Annotated in this window: 11 protein-coding genes; all 11 read left to right on the plus strand. The window is 42.1% G+C overall.

The window, feature by feature from the left end; all coding sequences use genetic code 11:
* The first annotated feature begins 126 nt into the window (after window positions 1-126).
* Entirely contained in the window at window positions 127-1,383 is a 1,257-nt protein-coding gene (rseP, locus tag MKY07_RS05100) for an RIP metalloprotease RseP (RefSeq protein ID WP_008403244.1), read from the plus strand.
* A 289-nt stretch (window positions 1,384-1,672) separates the two neighbouring features.
* Complete coding sequence (locus tag MKY07_RS05105) at window positions 1,673-3,379, plus strand: proline--tRNA ligase (protein ID WP_065216406.1); 1,707 nt, start codon at window positions 1,673-1,675, stop codon at window positions 3,377-3,379.
* A 164-nt stretch (window positions 3,380-3,543) separates the two neighbouring features.
* A complete protein-coding gene (locus MKY07_RS05110) occupies window positions 3,544-7,866 on the plus strand; it encodes a PolC-type DNA polymerase III (protein ID WP_339263990.1) in 4,323 nt (1,440 codons plus the stop codon).
* Between the two features lie 461 nt (window positions 7,867-8,327).
* The gene (gene rimP, locus MKY07_RS05115) at window positions 8,328-8,813 is read left to right on the plus strand and encodes a ribosome maturation factor RimP (protein WP_008403239.1); all 486 of its coding nucleotides are present in this window, start codon (window positions 8,328-8,330) and stop codon (window positions 8,811-8,813) included.
* A 14-nt stretch (window positions 8,814-8,827) separates the two neighbouring features.
* Window positions 8,828-9,955: a transcription termination factor NusA gene (gene nusA / locus MKY07_RS05120; protein ID WP_008403238.1), complete on the plus strand. Its 1,128-nt coding sequence runs from the start codon at window positions 8,828-8,830 to the stop codon at window positions 9,953-9,955.
* 39 nt (window positions 9,956-9,994) lie between these two features.
* Entirely contained in the window at window positions 9,995-10,273 is a 279-nt protein-coding gene (locus MKY07_RS05125) for a DUF448 domain-containing protein (protein ID WP_008403237.1), read from the plus strand.
* Window positions 10,270-10,578 (plus strand): YlxQ family RNA-binding protein, encoded by a 309-nt coding sequence (locus tag MKY07_RS05130; RefSeq protein WP_014824466.1) that lies wholly within the window; start codon window positions 10,270-10,272, stop codon window positions 10,576-10,578. Before MKY07_RS05125 ends, MKY07_RS05130 begins: the two co-directional genes overlap by 4 nt.
* 14 nt (window positions 10,579-10,592) lie before the next feature.
* On the plus strand, window positions 10,593-12,965 hold the full coding sequence (gene infB, locus MKY07_RS05135; RefSeq protein ID WP_008403235.1) for a translation initiation factor IF-2: 2,373 nt from the start codon (window positions 10,593-10,595) through the stop codon (window positions 12,963-12,965).
* The gene (locus tag MKY07_RS05140; protein WP_008403234.1) at window positions 12,965-13,243 is read left to right on the plus strand and encodes a DUF503 domain-containing protein; all 279 of its coding nucleotides are present in this window, start codon (window positions 12,965-12,967) and stop codon (window positions 13,241-13,243) included. The genes infB and MKY07_RS05140 overlap by 1 nt, the downstream gene beginning before the upstream one ends.
* A 58-nt stretch (window positions 13,244-13,301) precedes the next feature.
* Window positions 13,302-13,646, plus strand: coding sequence for a 30S ribosome-binding factor RbfA (gene rbfA / locus MKY07_RS05145; RefSeq protein WP_008403233.1), 345 nt, complete (start codon window positions 13,302-13,304; stop codon window positions 13,644-13,646).
* A gap of 352 nt (window positions 13,647-13,998) precedes the next feature.
* Window positions 13,999-14,910, plus strand: coding sequence for a tRNA pseudouridine(55) synthase TruB (truB, locus tag MKY07_RS05150; protein ID WP_339263991.1), 912 nt, complete (start codon window positions 13,999-14,001; stop codon window positions 14,908-14,910).
* Window position 14,911: the final 1 nt, after the last annotated feature.

Below are 14,911 nucleotides of genomic sequence, written 5' to 3' on the forward strand. Positions count from 1 at the left end.
GATGTGAAGAACAAAAAGGTGGATATCCCCTTTTTGTACAAGCGGTGCCTTTTTTCAAAGAGCTTGATTGCTAAAAAAGATTGGGCGAAATAATATTCGGCTCAGTTCCAATGAAGGTGGGAGATTATGCAAACAGTTATAGCCTTTATTTTAATTTTTGGCTCACTCGTTTTTTTCCATGAGCTAGGTCACTTCTTATTTGCAAAACGCGCAGGAATTATGGTGCGTGAATTTGCGATTGGTATGGGACCGAAGATTTTTGGGATGACGAAAGGTGAAACAGTCTATACGCTACGACTATTACCAATTGGCGGTTATGTAAGAATGGCCGGCGAAGATACCGATACGGTAGAGTTGCAGCCTGGTTACCGCGTAGCTTTAATAACAAATGAAGAAAATATCGTAGAAAAAATCATACTCAATCAAAAAACACATTATCAAAACGTCATCTTTTTAGAAGTAGAGCGTGCAGATCTGGAACGTGAACTTTGGATTGAAGGTTATGATGAGGATGACCAGTTCATTCGCTACAATGTATCCCGTACAGCAAGCATCGTTGAAAATGGTACGGAGCAGATGATTGCGCCGCTTGATCGCCAATTTAATTCAAAATCTGTTGGTGCTCGTGCGATGGCGATTTTCGCTGGTCCATTATTCAATTTTATTTTAGCGTTCTTCATCTTCCTGATTATCGGGCTTATTCAAGGGATTCCTTCTGAGGAACCGATTATTGCCGAAGTTATGGACAATTCTGTTGCGAGCAGTGCTGGATTGGTCGATGGCGATAAAGTAGTCAAGGTGAACGGACAGTCGATTTCAACTTGGGAAGAGTTATCAGAACAAATTTTCGAAAACCCGAACAAAGCCGTAACATTCGAAGTCGAACGTGAAACGGGTAATGAAATAATTGAACTTACACCAAAAGCTGTAGAGCAGGAAGGTGGTCCAGATTACGGACAAATCGGTGTGATGCGTTCCATTGAAAAAAACCCGCTAAAAGCCGTCGTGTATGGTGTGGAAGAAACGTATAACATGATTATTACAATCGGAACACTTGTCGGCAAACTGATTACCGGCCAATTCTCGATTGACGCATTATCAGGCCCTGTAGGAATTTATAAAACAACTGAAACGGTTGTCACATTCGGTTTATATAATATTCTATACTTTGCGGCAATGCTGAGCGTCAACTTAGGGATTATGAACTTGTTACCACTACCAGCACTTGATGGTGGCCGTTTACTTTTCTTCGCTGTGGAAGCAGTAAGAGGAAAACCGATCGACCGTCAAAAAGAAGGTATGGTTCACTTCGTCGGCATCCTCCTCCTGATGATCTTGATGGTCGTCGTAACGTGGAACGATATCCAGCGATTCTTCTTCTAAATTAATTGAGATGATTTTACTAAGTGGCAAGCTAGTTGATTGGAATGGAGGGGAGGCGACTCCAGCGGGAATAGCGTGACGCCTGAGACTACAGGCTCAGGCCACGCCCGCGGAAAGCGTCCGACCTGTAATGTAAATCAACCCTTGCCAGATGAAGGATCTCTTTTAAACAAAATACGTTTTAAAATGGCAGCTTTGAGCGTTTTGTATGAATAATACTAGCGTTCAAAGCTAAATTTGATTAGTATTATAAAGAGCAGCAATTTAAATAAAAAAGGTGGCACTATTTATGAAACAGACCAAAACGTTTATCCCAACTTTAAGGGAAAATCCATCCGATGCCGATGTGAAATCGCATCGCATGCTATTGCGTGCCGGATTTATCCGTCAAAATGCGGCCGGAGTATACTCATACTTACCATTAGCGCGCAGAGTATTATCAAAAATCGAACAAATCATCCGTGAAGAAATGGAAGCAATCAATTCAATCGAGCTATTAATGCCTGCATTGCAACCAGCAGAGCTATGGCAGGAGTCAGGTCGCTGGGAAGCATACGGTCCGGAGCTTATGCGTTTAAAAGACCGTCATGACCGTGACTTCGCTTTAGGTGCAACACATGAAGAAGTGATCACAACTTTAGTGCGCGATGAAATTAAATCATATAAAAAATTACCGTTAACACTTTATCAAATCCAAAGTAAATTCCGTGATGAAAAACGCCCACGCTTCGGCTTACTGCGCGGCCGCGAGTTCATTATGAAAGATGCATATTCTTTCCACTCTTCACGTGAATCACTTGATGCCACATATGATGATATGTACCGTGCCTATTCAAATATCTTCACGCGTCTTGGCTTAAACTTCCGTGCCGTAATCGCGGATGCAGGTACAATTGGCGGTAAAGGTACACACGAATTCATGGTGCTTTCTGAAATCGGGGAAGATACAATCGCTTATTCGGATACATCGGATTATGCGGCAAACATCGAAATGGCAGAGGTTGTTGTAGAATATACAGCACCGACAACACCGATGAAAGACATCGAAAAGATTGAAACACCAGATCAAAAAACAATCGAAGAAGTATCTGCATTTTTGAATGTAGAACCTTCAAATGTGATTAAATCACTAGTTTTTGATATTGATGGTGAATTGGTTGTTGTTTTAGCGCGCGGTGACCACGAAATTAACGACATTAAATTAAAAAATGCATTAGGTGCTACATCTGTTGAATTGGCAGAAGACGCAGCGATTAAAGAATTACTTGGCTGTACACCAGGTTCAATCGGTCCTGTGAAATTGCCGGTGAATGTAAAAGTAATTGCAGATAATGCAATCAAATCAATCCGTAACGGTGTTGCAGGTGCAAACGAAGATGGATTCCATTTATTAAATGTCAATCCGGAGCGCGACTTTGCGATCAGCTCTTATGAAGATATCCGTTTCATCCAACAAGGTGACCCATCTCCGGACGGTCAAGGTATCATTAAGTTTGCTGAAGGAATTGAAGTTGGACATATTTTCAAATTAGGTACAACATATTCAGAAAAACTAAATGCAACATTCCTTGATGAGCAAGGTAAAGCAAAACCTTATATTATGGGATGCTATGGTATCGGGGTTTCACGTATACTTGCTGCTGTTGCAGAACATTTCCAAGATGAAAACGGATTTGTATGGCCTGCACAATTAGCGCCATATGATTTGCAGTTAGTACCGGTCAATGCTAAAGACGAAGCGCAAGTTCAATTAGCAGACGAGCTTTACGGTGTACTGAAATCATACCGCTATGAAGTGTTATATGATGACCGTGCAGAACGTGCCGGCGTTAAATTTGCGGATGCGGATTTAATCGGATTACCTGTTCGTATTACAGTAGGTAAAAAAGCTTCAGAAGGTCTTGTGGAAGTGAAATTCCGTTCAACAGGCGAATCTGCAGAATGGGCGAAAGAAGAAGTAGTCGATCGCTTAAACGAATATTTCCGCCAAAACTAGTAACGATTAAGATAGAGAGAACGGGAAAGTACAATTTTTTATGTACTTTCTTTTCTTTTTCATTGGATGTGAAGGGACCGGTGATTGGTACGCGCGGAGTGTTTTCCATGCCGACGCAACCCTTTGCCTCACAATGAAAGCAGCATGATGAAAGGGTGAAACAATTGTCAAAACAGGAAGGAAGACAAAAATTCCTACTATTGTTACAGCAGCTTGAATTGACTGATGATGTCTATATGTCCTTTTTTGAAAATGGAACACTCGAACGTGTAACAGTTCATAAAAAGAAGCGTGTTTGGGACTTTAAAATAAAAATAGAAAATATATTGCCTTACCAAGTGTATCAATTACTGCGGATGCGGATGATCGAGAAATTTTCGCCCATTGCCAATGTGTTACTGACGATTGAATCATATAATCCAGTAGTCAATGAGCAGCATATTTTGGATTATTGGCAAGTAGTTATTGAGCAAATGGATGAAATGTCGCCAATGCTGCGTACCAATTTATCAAAGCAAACACCGAAATGGACAGGTCATAAGCTTGTCGTGACGTCGATGCTCGAAGTAGAGTACTTATCATTAAAATCAAAGTATACGGATAAAATTGCCGATTCATACAAGACATTCGGTTTCCCGCATATTCCGCTTGATTTCCAGCTGGTGGAAGAGTCAGATGAATTTATCGCACAGCAAGAAGCGTTTTACCAGCAGCGCAGGGAAGAGGAAGAACGACTGTCTAAACAGGCGATGGCCGATTTTGCAACACGCGAAAAAGAGAAAGCGGCCAATCCTGGTGCTGTTACTGGAGATACACCGTTCCAGATTGGTGCACTGATCAAAAATCCGGATCCTGTTGAAATCCGCACAGTACTGGAAGAAGAACGTTCGATTGTACTGGAAGGTTTTATTTTTGCATGTGATATTAAAGAACTTCGAAGCGGTCGTTCATTGCTTGAGTTTAAAATTTCCGATTACACCGACTCACTAATGGTCAAAATGTTCTCAAACGGGGATGAGGACGTCGTGAAGATGAAGCAGATGAGTAAAGGGATGTGGGTGCGTGTACGCGGATCCATTCAGCTTGATACATTTGCCCGCGATTTAGTCATGATGGTAAAAGACATCAATGAAATCAAGCATGAACCTAAAAAAGACCATGCTCCGGAAGGCGAAAAGCGTGTTGAGCTTCACTTGCACACACCAATGAGTCAAATGGATGCGATGACATCTGTCGATAAACTAGTAGCACAGGCAGCTAAATGGGGACATCCTGCGATTGCGGTTACTGACCATGCTGTCGTTCAGGCATTCCCTGAAGCTTATGCTGCTGGCAAGAAAAACGGCATTAAAGTCATTTACGGCGTTGAGGCAAACTTAGTTGATGACGGGAAACCAATTGTTTACGATCCGATAGATGTTGATCTTGAAGATGCAACGTATATCGTATTTGACGTAGAGACGACCGGCTTTTCAAACGTGTATGACACGATTATCGAACTGGCGGCCGTCAAAATAAAGAATGGACAAGTTATTGATACATTTGAACGATTCTCAAATCCGCACCGAAAATTAACAGCAAAAATTATCGAGCTGACACATATTACCGATGATATGCTCGTCAATGCACCAGAGCTGAGTGATGTCATTCGTGAATTCCATGACTTTATCGGTGATGGGGTCGTTGTTGCGCATAATGCGGCGTTTGACTTAGGCTTCTTATATGTTGCCTACAAAAATGCCGGCATAGAAGTTCGTCACCCGGGGATCGATACGGTCGAGCTTTCTCGTCTTGTAAACCCAGGGCAAAAATCGCATAACTTAAAAACCTTAACGAAAAAATACAATATTGAACTCACCCAGCATCACCGGGCAATTTATGATACCGAAGCAACAGGTGAACTATTCCTGCATTTGCTGAAACAGGCTGCAGATTTAGGCATTAAAAATCTGATTGAAATGAACGACCACGTCGGCGGTGAAGAAGGATACAAGCAGTCACGTCCAAGTCACTGTACAGTTTTGGCTGTAGATGATGCCGGGCTGAAAAATCTGTTTAAGTTAATTTCGATTTCGCATACGGAAACATTTTACCGTGTACCACGTATTCGCCGCTCTGATTTGCAGAAACTACGACAAGGATTAATCGTCGGCTCAGGCTGCTCGAATGGTGAGCTCTTTGAAACGATGATGAATAAAACGCAGGAAGAAGCCGAGCGTATCGCAAAATTCTATGATTATTTGGAAGTTATGCCGAAACCGGTCTATTCTCCATTAGTGGACGGCGGTACTGTCCATGATGAATGGGCATTGGAAGATATTATCCGCCGTATCGTAAAGCTTGGCAAAAAGCTGAACTTACCGGTCGTAGCAACGGGAAATGTCCACTACTTGCATGAAACCGATGCAAAGTTCCGTCAAATCTTAGTTGGATCAATGGGAGGCGCAAACCCGTTAAATCGTAATCCTTTACCGAAAGTCCATTTCCGTACAACGGATGAAATGCTGAAGGAATTCGACTTTTTAGGGCCGGATTTGGCAAAGGAAATTGTCGTGACAAATACGCAGCGAGTTGCCGATATGATCGGCGATGTAAAACCGATCAAGGATGATTTATATACGCCGAAAATTGAGGGCTCGGATGATGAAGTAACGAATTTAACTTATGAGATGGCACATAGCATTTACGGCGAAAATTTACCGGAAATTGTCCAGGCCCGTATTGATAAGGAACTGAAATCTATTTTAGGACACGGGTTCGGGGTAATTTATCTGATTTCCGCGAAGCTCGTAAAAAAATCGCTGGCTGACGGTTACTTAGTAGGTTCGCGTGGGTCGGTAGGGTCTTCCCTTGTCGCGACATTTATGGAAATTACCGAAGTAAACCCGCTGCCGCCGCATTATGTTTGTCCAAACTGTAAGCATTCCGAGTTTATCGCGGACGGTTCGGTTGCATCAGGCTATGACTTACCGAACAAACAATGTCCGGAATGTGGTGCCCCGTTCAAAAAAGACGGCCAGGATATCCCGTTCGAAACGTTCCTAGGATTCAAGGGTGACAAAGTGCCCGATATCGATTTGAACTTCTCCGGCGAATATCAGCCACAAGCGCATAACTACACGAAAGTGCTATTCGGTGAGGATTATGTATTCCGTGCCGGAACGATTGGTACGGTTGCCGAAAAGACGGCATATGGTTATGTAAAAGGGTACGGAAGCGACAATGGCATCACTTACCGGAATGCGGAAGTGGACCGCCTTGTGCAAGGATGTACAGGAGTAAAACGTACAACTGGACAACACCCGGGGGGAATTATCGTAGTACCGGATTATATGGATATTTACGACTTCTCGCCAGTACAGTTCCCGGCGGATGCTCAGGATTCGGAATGGAAAACAACCCATTTCGACTTCCACTCGATCCACGATAATATTTTAAAGCTTGATATACTTGGGCACGATGATCCAACCGTAATTCGTATGCTTCAGGATTTATCCGGAATCGATCCAAAAACAATCCCGACAGACGACCCGATTGTTATGAAGATTTTCAGTTCAACTGAATCGCTAGGTGTGACCGAAAAGCAAATTGGAACGAAAACAGGAACGCTCGGAATTCCGGAGTTCGGAACAAAATTCGTACGCCAAATGCTTGAAGAAACAAAACCGTCGACATTCAGTGAACTTGTTCAGATTTCCGGACTTTCACATGGTACAGACGTATGGCTTGGAAATGCACAGGAACTGATTAAAGACGGCACTTGTGTATTAAAAGAAGTAATCGGCTGTCGTGACGATATTATGGTTTATTTAATTTATCAGGATCTGGACCCGTCGTTTGCCTTTAAAATTATGGAGTCCGTGCGTAAAGGTAAAGGGTTAACAGATGAAATGGAAGCGGAAATGCGTGCGAAAAAAGTGCCTGAATGGTATATCGATTCTTGTAAAAAGATTAAGTACATGTTCCCGAAAGCCCACGCCGCAGCCTATGTATTAATGGCTGTGCGTATCGCATGGTTCAAGGTCCATCATCCGATTCTTTACTATGCAGCGTACTTCACTGTGCGTGCGTCGGACTTTGATTTAATTGCGATGACACAAGGTTCTGTCATGATCCGCAAAAAAATCGATGAAATCAACATGAAGGGGCTCGATGCAGCACCGAAAGAGAAAAGTTTACTGACAGTTATGGAACTAGCACTGGAAATGTGTGAACGCGGGATGAGCTTCAAAAAGGTTGATTTATACCGTTCACATGCGAGTGAGTTCATCATCGAAGGAAACTCATTGATTCCACCTTTTGATGCCATTCCAGGTCTTGGTACTAACGTAGCGAAACAAATTGTTGAAGCACGTAAAAATGGAGAATTTTTATCAAAAGAAGATTTACAGCAGCGCGGCCGTGTATCGAAGACCTTAATCGAGTATATGGATGAGCTTGGATGTTTGGAAGGAATGCCGGATGCCAACCAGCTGTCCTTATTCTAATGTACAGACAGGCTAAAAGAGAGGATTTTGTATTTTCGGATGCATATTCTCTCAGTAGTTGTTAATTCTATGTGTTAATAGGCAAAATTTGCATTAGGATAGCCTTTGTGCTATGCTAAATGTAATAATTTGTTGATAGTTCGCCAGCAAAAGAGTGGGGTTTCCCGCTCTTTTCTGTTGTTTACACAACTATTTAATTTCAACGAGCAAGTGTTCTGATTTTTGTGAGTGGAGTTAAAACTCTGGCGAATGTCGCAGATTTTATAATGAAAAAAAGAAGTCCGTCTAACGCGTCGCATCGTGCGGCAAAGACTGGCTGACCCACGTCCTGTGGGCCTCAAAAGAAATCTGGACGCCATTGCATTTAGTTGTAAATGTCCAATTTTTTCAATGAAAACTCGTCTTTTGTTTAACCAATACTATGAAGATCTAAAACAAACAAAGACGTTAGGGAGGATACGATGAGCAAAGTTACGTCGATCATTGAAGAGCTAGTGACACCGATTGTGGAAGAGCTTGATTTGGAATTAGTTGATATCGAGTTCGTAAAAGAAGGACGCGACTGGTTCCTGCGTATTTATGTTGACACACCAGAAGGCGGCATTGATATTTTACAATGTGCACAAGTGAGTGAGCGTTTAAGCGAGAAATTGGATGAAAATGATCCAATCGAGCAAAACTACTACTTAGAGGTTTCTTCACCAGGAGCAGAACGTCCGTTAAAGAAACAACAGGACTTTGAAAAAGCAATCGGCAAATATATTTATGTGAAAACTTATGAGCCAGTTAAGGATTTAAAAGAATTCTATGGTTATTTACGCGCATATACAGATGAATTTTTAGAAATGGAATTCCGTATTAAAACACGTAAAGTTACAGTACAAATTGAAAAAGAAAAAATTGCGCAAGCGCGTCTTGCTATCGATTTTTCAGATAAGCAAATTTAGGAGTGAAAACAAAAATGAGTAGTGAATTACTAGATGCCCTAACTGCCCTTGAAGAGCAGAAAGGTATTTCAAGAGATGTATTAATTGAGGCGATTGAGGCGGCTTTAGTAACGGCGTACAAACGTAACTTCAACCAAGCGCAAAACGTTCGCGTGGATCTTAACCTACAAACAGGTTCAATGGTTGTTTATTCTCGTAAAGACGTAGTAGAAGAAGTAGAAGACGATCGTCTGGAAATCGCTTTGGAAGACGCGAAGTTTATTAATGCAGCTTATGAAATTGGTGACGTCGTAGAAGAAGAAGTAACACCACGTAACTTCGGACGTATCGCGGCACAGACGGCTAAGCAAGTTGTGACGCAACGTGTTCGTGAAGCAGAGCGCGGTTTAATTTATGAAGAGTATGTAGACCGTGAAGATGACATCGTAACAGGCGTAATCGAGCGTCAAGATGCACGTAATATTTATGTGTCAATCGGTAAAGTGGAAGCGGCATTACCTGTTAACGAACAAATTCAAGGTGAAGTTTACAAGCCAACATCTCGCATCCGTGTTTACATTACAAAAGTTGAACGCACAACACGTGGTCCACAAGTAATTGTATCTCGTACTCATCCTGGATTATTGCGCCGCCTATTTGAAATGGAAGTTCCGGAAATTTATGATGGCACAGTTGAAATTAAATCAATCGCGCGTGAAGCGGGAGACCGTTCAAAAATCTCTGTATATGCACATAATGAAGAAGTAGATCCAGTAGGTTCATGTGTCGGAGCTAAAGGTGCCCGTGTGCAGACAATTGTAAACGAATTAAACGGTGAGAAAATTGATATCGTAGAATGGTCAGAAGATCCGGTTGTATTCGTTGCAAATGCACTAAGTCCTTCAAAAGTTCTGGACGTTCAAGTAAATGAAGAAGAAAAGTCAACAACAGTTGTCGTACCGGATTATCAATTATCACTAGCGATTGGTAAGCGCGGACAAAATGCTCGTTTAGCAGCAAAATTAACGGGCTGGAAAATCGACATCAAGAGTGAAACAGATGCACGCGAATTAGGAATCTATCCTTCTGAAACGAGCACATTCGTTCCACGTGAAGATGCAGAAGAAGTAAAATTTGATTTATACGGTGATGACGAAGAATAAGCCGTCATTTGGAATGATTTTGCAAGGAGGGTAAGCAATATGGTCGTTAATAAAAAAATTCCTTTACGCAAATGTGTTGCAACAGGCGAGATGCTTCCGAAAAAATCAATGATTCGCGTCGTTCGTTCTAAAGAGGGCGAAGTGACTGTTGATATTACAGGAAAAAAATCCGGTCGTGGAGCATATGTTTCTAAAACGGAAGATGCTGTTGAAATGGCGCGTAAAAAGAATATTTTAGATCGCCAGCTTGATGCAAAAGTGCCGGATGAGGTGTATGAGGAGTTGCTAACGCTAATCCGCAGGGAGTCGATTTTATGACAAACCCTGCATTGCTACAGCTATTAGGTTTAGCAGCACGTGCACGAAAAACAATATCCGGAGAAGAGCTTGTCGTAAAGGAAATTCGCAGCGGCAAAGCTAAGCTTGTCTTTTTAGCTTCAGATGCTTCGGCAAATACGAGCAAAAAGATTCAGGATAAATGTACGTTTTATAATGTTGAGTATTATGTTTTCGGGGATCGATATGATCTTGGACATGCTACCGGGAAGGAAGCCCGTGTAGCGATTGCTATTACAGATAGCGGATTTGCTAAAAAAATGTCTAGTCTACTCAACGAAAATTAATCGGGGGTGAGCAGATGAGCAAAGTAAGAGTTCATGAATATGCGAAAAAGGTAAATAAAACAAGTAAGGAAGTTATTGAGGAACTTGCAAAACATAATCTGCCGGTGAAAAATCACATGGCGGTAATTGATGAGCAGGCGGTCTCAAAACTAAATTCTGTCTTTAAGCAAGCAGTGGAACCAACGAAAGATTCTCCTGCAAAGACACCTGCCAAAGCTGTAAATGTAACACCGAGACGCGGTGAACAAGGGCAGAAAAAAGTGCAGCAAGGTCAAAAGCAGGATCGTCCACAATCTGCTTCGAATAACCAACAACCGAACAAAGCTTCAAACGCCCAAGGGCAAACAAAATCGCAACAAGGCGAAAAAATAAGAAATGAAAAAGGTAACCAAAATCGAAATATGACTCAAAATAACTCTAACAACCGCAAAGGCGGCACAACACAAAACACTAGTAATAATAAAGGCGGCGGTAACACGCCAAATAGAGGCGGTAACACGCCAAATAAAGGTGGTAACACACAAAATAAAGGCGGCTATCAACAACGTAGAAAACCAGGTATCAATGGTGGTAAACGTCGTACGCACCGTCCTGCACCACAACCAATGGTGCAAAAAGAATTACCTGAAAAAATTACTTTCTATGAAAGTTTATCAGTTGCAGAACTTGCAAAAAAATTACACCGTGAGCCATCGGAAATTATTAAAAAATTATTCATGCTTGGTGTAATGGCAACAATTAACCAAGAACTTGATAAGGATGCAATCGAGCTAATCTGTGCAGACTACGGGGTAGAAGTTGAAGAAGAAATCCGTATCGACAAAACAGATTTAGATACGTACTTCGATGATACAATCGTGGAAGTTGACGAAAACGCATTGGAAGAACGTCCACCAGTTGTAACAATCATGGGACACGTTGACCATGGTAAAACTTCATTGCTTGACTCAATCCGTAAAACGAAAGTTACTGCGGGTGAAGCAGGCGGTATTACACAGCATATCGGTGCATACCAAGTAGAAGTTAACGGAAAGAAAATTTCATTCCTTGATACTCCTGGACACGCGGCATTCACAACAATGCGTGCGCGCGGTGCATCAATTACAGATATCGCAATTATCGTAGTAGCAGCGGATGACGGTGTAATGCCTCAAACAGTTGAAGCGATCAACCACGCAAAAGCTGCAGAAGTACCAATTATTGTAGCAATCAACAAAATGGATAAACCATCTGCCAATCCGGACCGTGTACAACAAGAATTAACAGAGCACGGATTAGTTCCTGAAGCATGGGGTGGAGATACAATCTTCGTACCAATTTCAGCACTAAAAGGTGAAGGTATTGACCAGCTTCTAGAAATGATTTTATTAGTTTCCGAAGTAGGCGAATTAAAAGCGAACCCAACCCGCTCAGCAATCGGTACAGTTATTGAAGCACAGCTTGATAAAGGTCGTGGAGCAGTTGCAACACTTTTAGTTCAGGATGGTACATTACGTGTTGGTGATCCAATCGTAGTCGGTCATGCATATGGTCGTGTACGTGCAATGGTCAATGATCTTGGCCGTCGTATTAAAACAGCTGGTCCTTCTATGCCGATTGAAATTACAGGCTTAAACGAAGTACCACAAGCGGGCGACCGTTTCGTAGTATTCCAAGATGAGAAAACAGCTCGTCAAGTTGGTGAATCTCGTTCAATGACAGCTATCCAAGCGTCACGTTCAGAAAAACAACGTGTAACTCTTGATAACTTATTTGAACAAATGAGCCAAGGCGAAATGAAAGAGTTAAACTTAATCGTAAAAGCAGACGTACAAGGTACAGTGGAAGCAATGGCTTCGTCATTAATGAAAATTGATGTTGAAGGTGTTAATGTTAAAATTATCCACACTGGTGCGGGTGCGATTACAGAATCAGATATTTCTCTTGCTGCTGCATCAAATGCAATCGTTATCGGATTCAACGTACGTCCGGACACAAATGCTAAACGTGCTGCTGATGAAGAAGGCGTAGATATTCGTCTGCACCGTATCATCTATAAAGTAATCGAAGAAATCGAACACGCGATGAAAGGGATGCTTGATCCTGAGTTCGAAGAGAAAATCGTTGGTCAAGCGGAAGTTCGTCAAACAATTAAAGTATCTAAAGTTGGTACGATCGCTGGTTCATACGTTATTGAAGGTAAAATCGTTCGCGATGCCGGAGTACGTGTTATCCGCGAAAACGTTGTTGTGTTCGAAGGTGAACTAGATTCACTAAAACGCTTCAAAGATGATGCAAAAGAAGTTGCAAAAGGGTATGAGTGTGGTATTACGATCAAAAACTACAACGACATTAAAGAAGGCGACATTATCGAAGCCTTCGTAATGGAAGAAATCGTTCGTAAATAATGATTGTATACGCAGAAGTTGAATTCATGATTCAGACTGCCCACTCATTAAAAGAAAAGCGCGCCGTCCTTCAGCGGATGGTGACGCGTACGAAACAAAAATTCAATGTTTCCGTTGCTGAAATTGATCATCAGGATGTATGGCAGCGTACGAAGCTTGCGCTTGTCGCAGTTGCTTCTTCCAAAGAAGCGGCTGAACGCGAGCTAATGCGGGCGATCCATTATCTGCAGTCAAATCCGCAATGGGAACAGCTGGATTTCTATCGTGAATATTTATAAAGCCCACGATTTGTGGCAAATGTACTATTAATTACGCAATTTAAATGAGGTGACATTTATGTCTCTACGTTCCAATCGAGTTGCTGAGCAAATGAAAAAAGAAATTACTGAAATCATTGCGCGCAAAATCAAAGATCCGCGTGTAGGCTTCGTTACGGTTACAGATGTAGCAGTAACAGGAGACTTACAGCAAGCAACTGTTTATATTACATCGTTAGGCAATGACCGCGAACGTGCGGAAACATTGCAAGCGTTGGAAAAAGCATCCGGTTTCATCCGTTCGGAAGTTGGTTCACGTATCCGCTTACGCCGTACGCCTGAACTGGCATTCGAATTCGATACAGCAATCGAATACGGTAACAAAATCGATGCATTACTACGTGGTTTACACGAAGAGAAATAAAACTAAGAAGTCTGCACTGCATAACTATGCGGGCAGACTTTTTTGCTTTTGAAAATTCTTTAACGGAATTGTTAAATACAGAAGTTTTGTTAAGGAAACATATTTTATATTAAAGTAGAGTGACGCGAAGCGAAGGGGGCGACTCCTAGGGGATTAGCGTGCGCGGAAAATCCACTTGATGTATGCCGCCGTAGAGGCATACATCAAGTTAGTTGAAGCCACGCCCCCAGGAAAGCGTCCCCCCGTAGCGCAGCAGAACGGCCCATATGAAAAGTACCAACTTTTGAACTTAACTTATAATAATAAATTAATTAAATCTCGAAATCCTCATTTCGAATAAAGGAGCAAAACAATGAACGGTATTTTGCCATTATGGAAAGAGCGCGGCATGACTAGTCATGACTGTGTGTTTAAATTACGAAAAATATTAAAGACGAAAAAAGTAGGCCATACCGGGACACTTGATCCGGGTGTAGAAGGCGTACTGCCGATCTGTATCGGGCAGGCAACACGCATTGCCGAATATTTAACAGATGCCGGCAAAACGTATGTGGCAGTCGTATCGATTGGACGCACGACAACAACAGAAGATGCAGAAGGTGAAACGGTCGAGCAAAATACAGATTTCAAATCGTTTACACGTGAAGAAATTTTACACGCACTTCAAACATTGACAGGTGAAATCGAACAAACGCCACCGATGTTTTCCGCTGTAAAGGTGAACGGAAAACGACTGTATGAATATGCAAGAGCTGGTCAAACAGTCGAGCGCCCAACACGTAAAATTACGATTTATGAGCTGGAATTATTGGATGATGCACAAACGTTCGAAGGGGAAGAAGTGACGTTCTCTATTCGCATCAAATGTTCTAAAGGGACGTATATCCGTACATTAGCTGTTCAGATCGGTGAAGCACTAGGCTGTCCGGCACATATGCATGAATTAGTACGAACAGCATCAGGTACATTCACAAAAGACAATTGCTTCACATTGGCCGAAATCGCGGAAATGATGGAAGCCGGGGAGCAGGAGAAGTTTCTGTTGCCGGTTGAATATGCCTTATCCGACTATCCATACGTTGAAATTACGGAAGACATTGAAAAGCAAATTTTCAATGGGCAAGTTCTCCCGATGCATACTTTATTAACGGAACATGATAAAATTGTATATGGTGTAGAGGGACGAGCATTTGCGGTTTACATCGCCCATCCGACAAAGAGTGGGCAAATGAAGCCGGATAAGATGTTTCCCGAAATTAATTAGG

The organism is Solibacillus sp. FSL W7-1472, from assembly GCF_037969775.1.
GTDB lineage: Bacteria > Bacillota > Bacilli > Bacillales_A > Planococcaceae > Solibacillus > Solibacillus silvestris.

Bases quoted from the DNA above. Each gene is read 5' to 3' on its own strand.
- rseP (WP_008403244.1), top strand. From the start codon at position 127: ATGCAAACAGTTATAGCCTTTATTTTAATTTTTGGCTCACTCGTTTTT.
- MKY07_RS05105 (WP_065216406.1), top strand. From the start codon at position 1,673: ATGAAACAGACCAAAACGTTTATCCCAACTTTAAGGGAAAATCCATCC.
- rimP (WP_008403239.1), top strand. From the start codon at position 8,328: ATGAGCAAAGTTACGTCGATCATTGAAGAGCTAGTGACACCGATTGTG.
- nusA (WP_008403238.1), top strand. From the start codon at position 8,828: ATGAGTAGTGAATTACTAGATGCCCTAACTGCCCTTGAAGAGCAGAAA.
- MKY07_RS05125 (WP_008403237.1), top strand. From the start codon at position 9,995: ATGGTCGTTAATAAAAAAATTCCTTTACGCAAATGTGTTGCAACAGGC.
- MKY07_RS05130 (WP_014824466.1), top strand. From the start codon at position 10,270: ATGACAAACCCTGCATTGCTACAGCTATTAGGTTTAGCAGCACGTGCA.
- infB (WP_008403235.1), top strand. From the start codon at position 10,593: ATGAGCAAAGTAAGAGTTCATGAATATGCGAAAAAGGTAAATAAAACA.
- MKY07_RS05140 (WP_008403234.1), top strand. From the start codon at position 12,965: ATGATTGTATACGCAGAAGTTGAATTCATGATTCAGACTGCCCACTCA.
- rbfA (WP_008403233.1), top strand. From the start codon at position 13,302: ATGTCTCTACGTTCCAATCGAGTTGCTGAGCAAATGAAAAAAGAAATT.
- truB (WP_339263991.1), top strand. From the start codon at position 13,999: ATGAACGGTATTTTGCCATTATGGAAAGAGCGCGGCATGACTAGTCAT.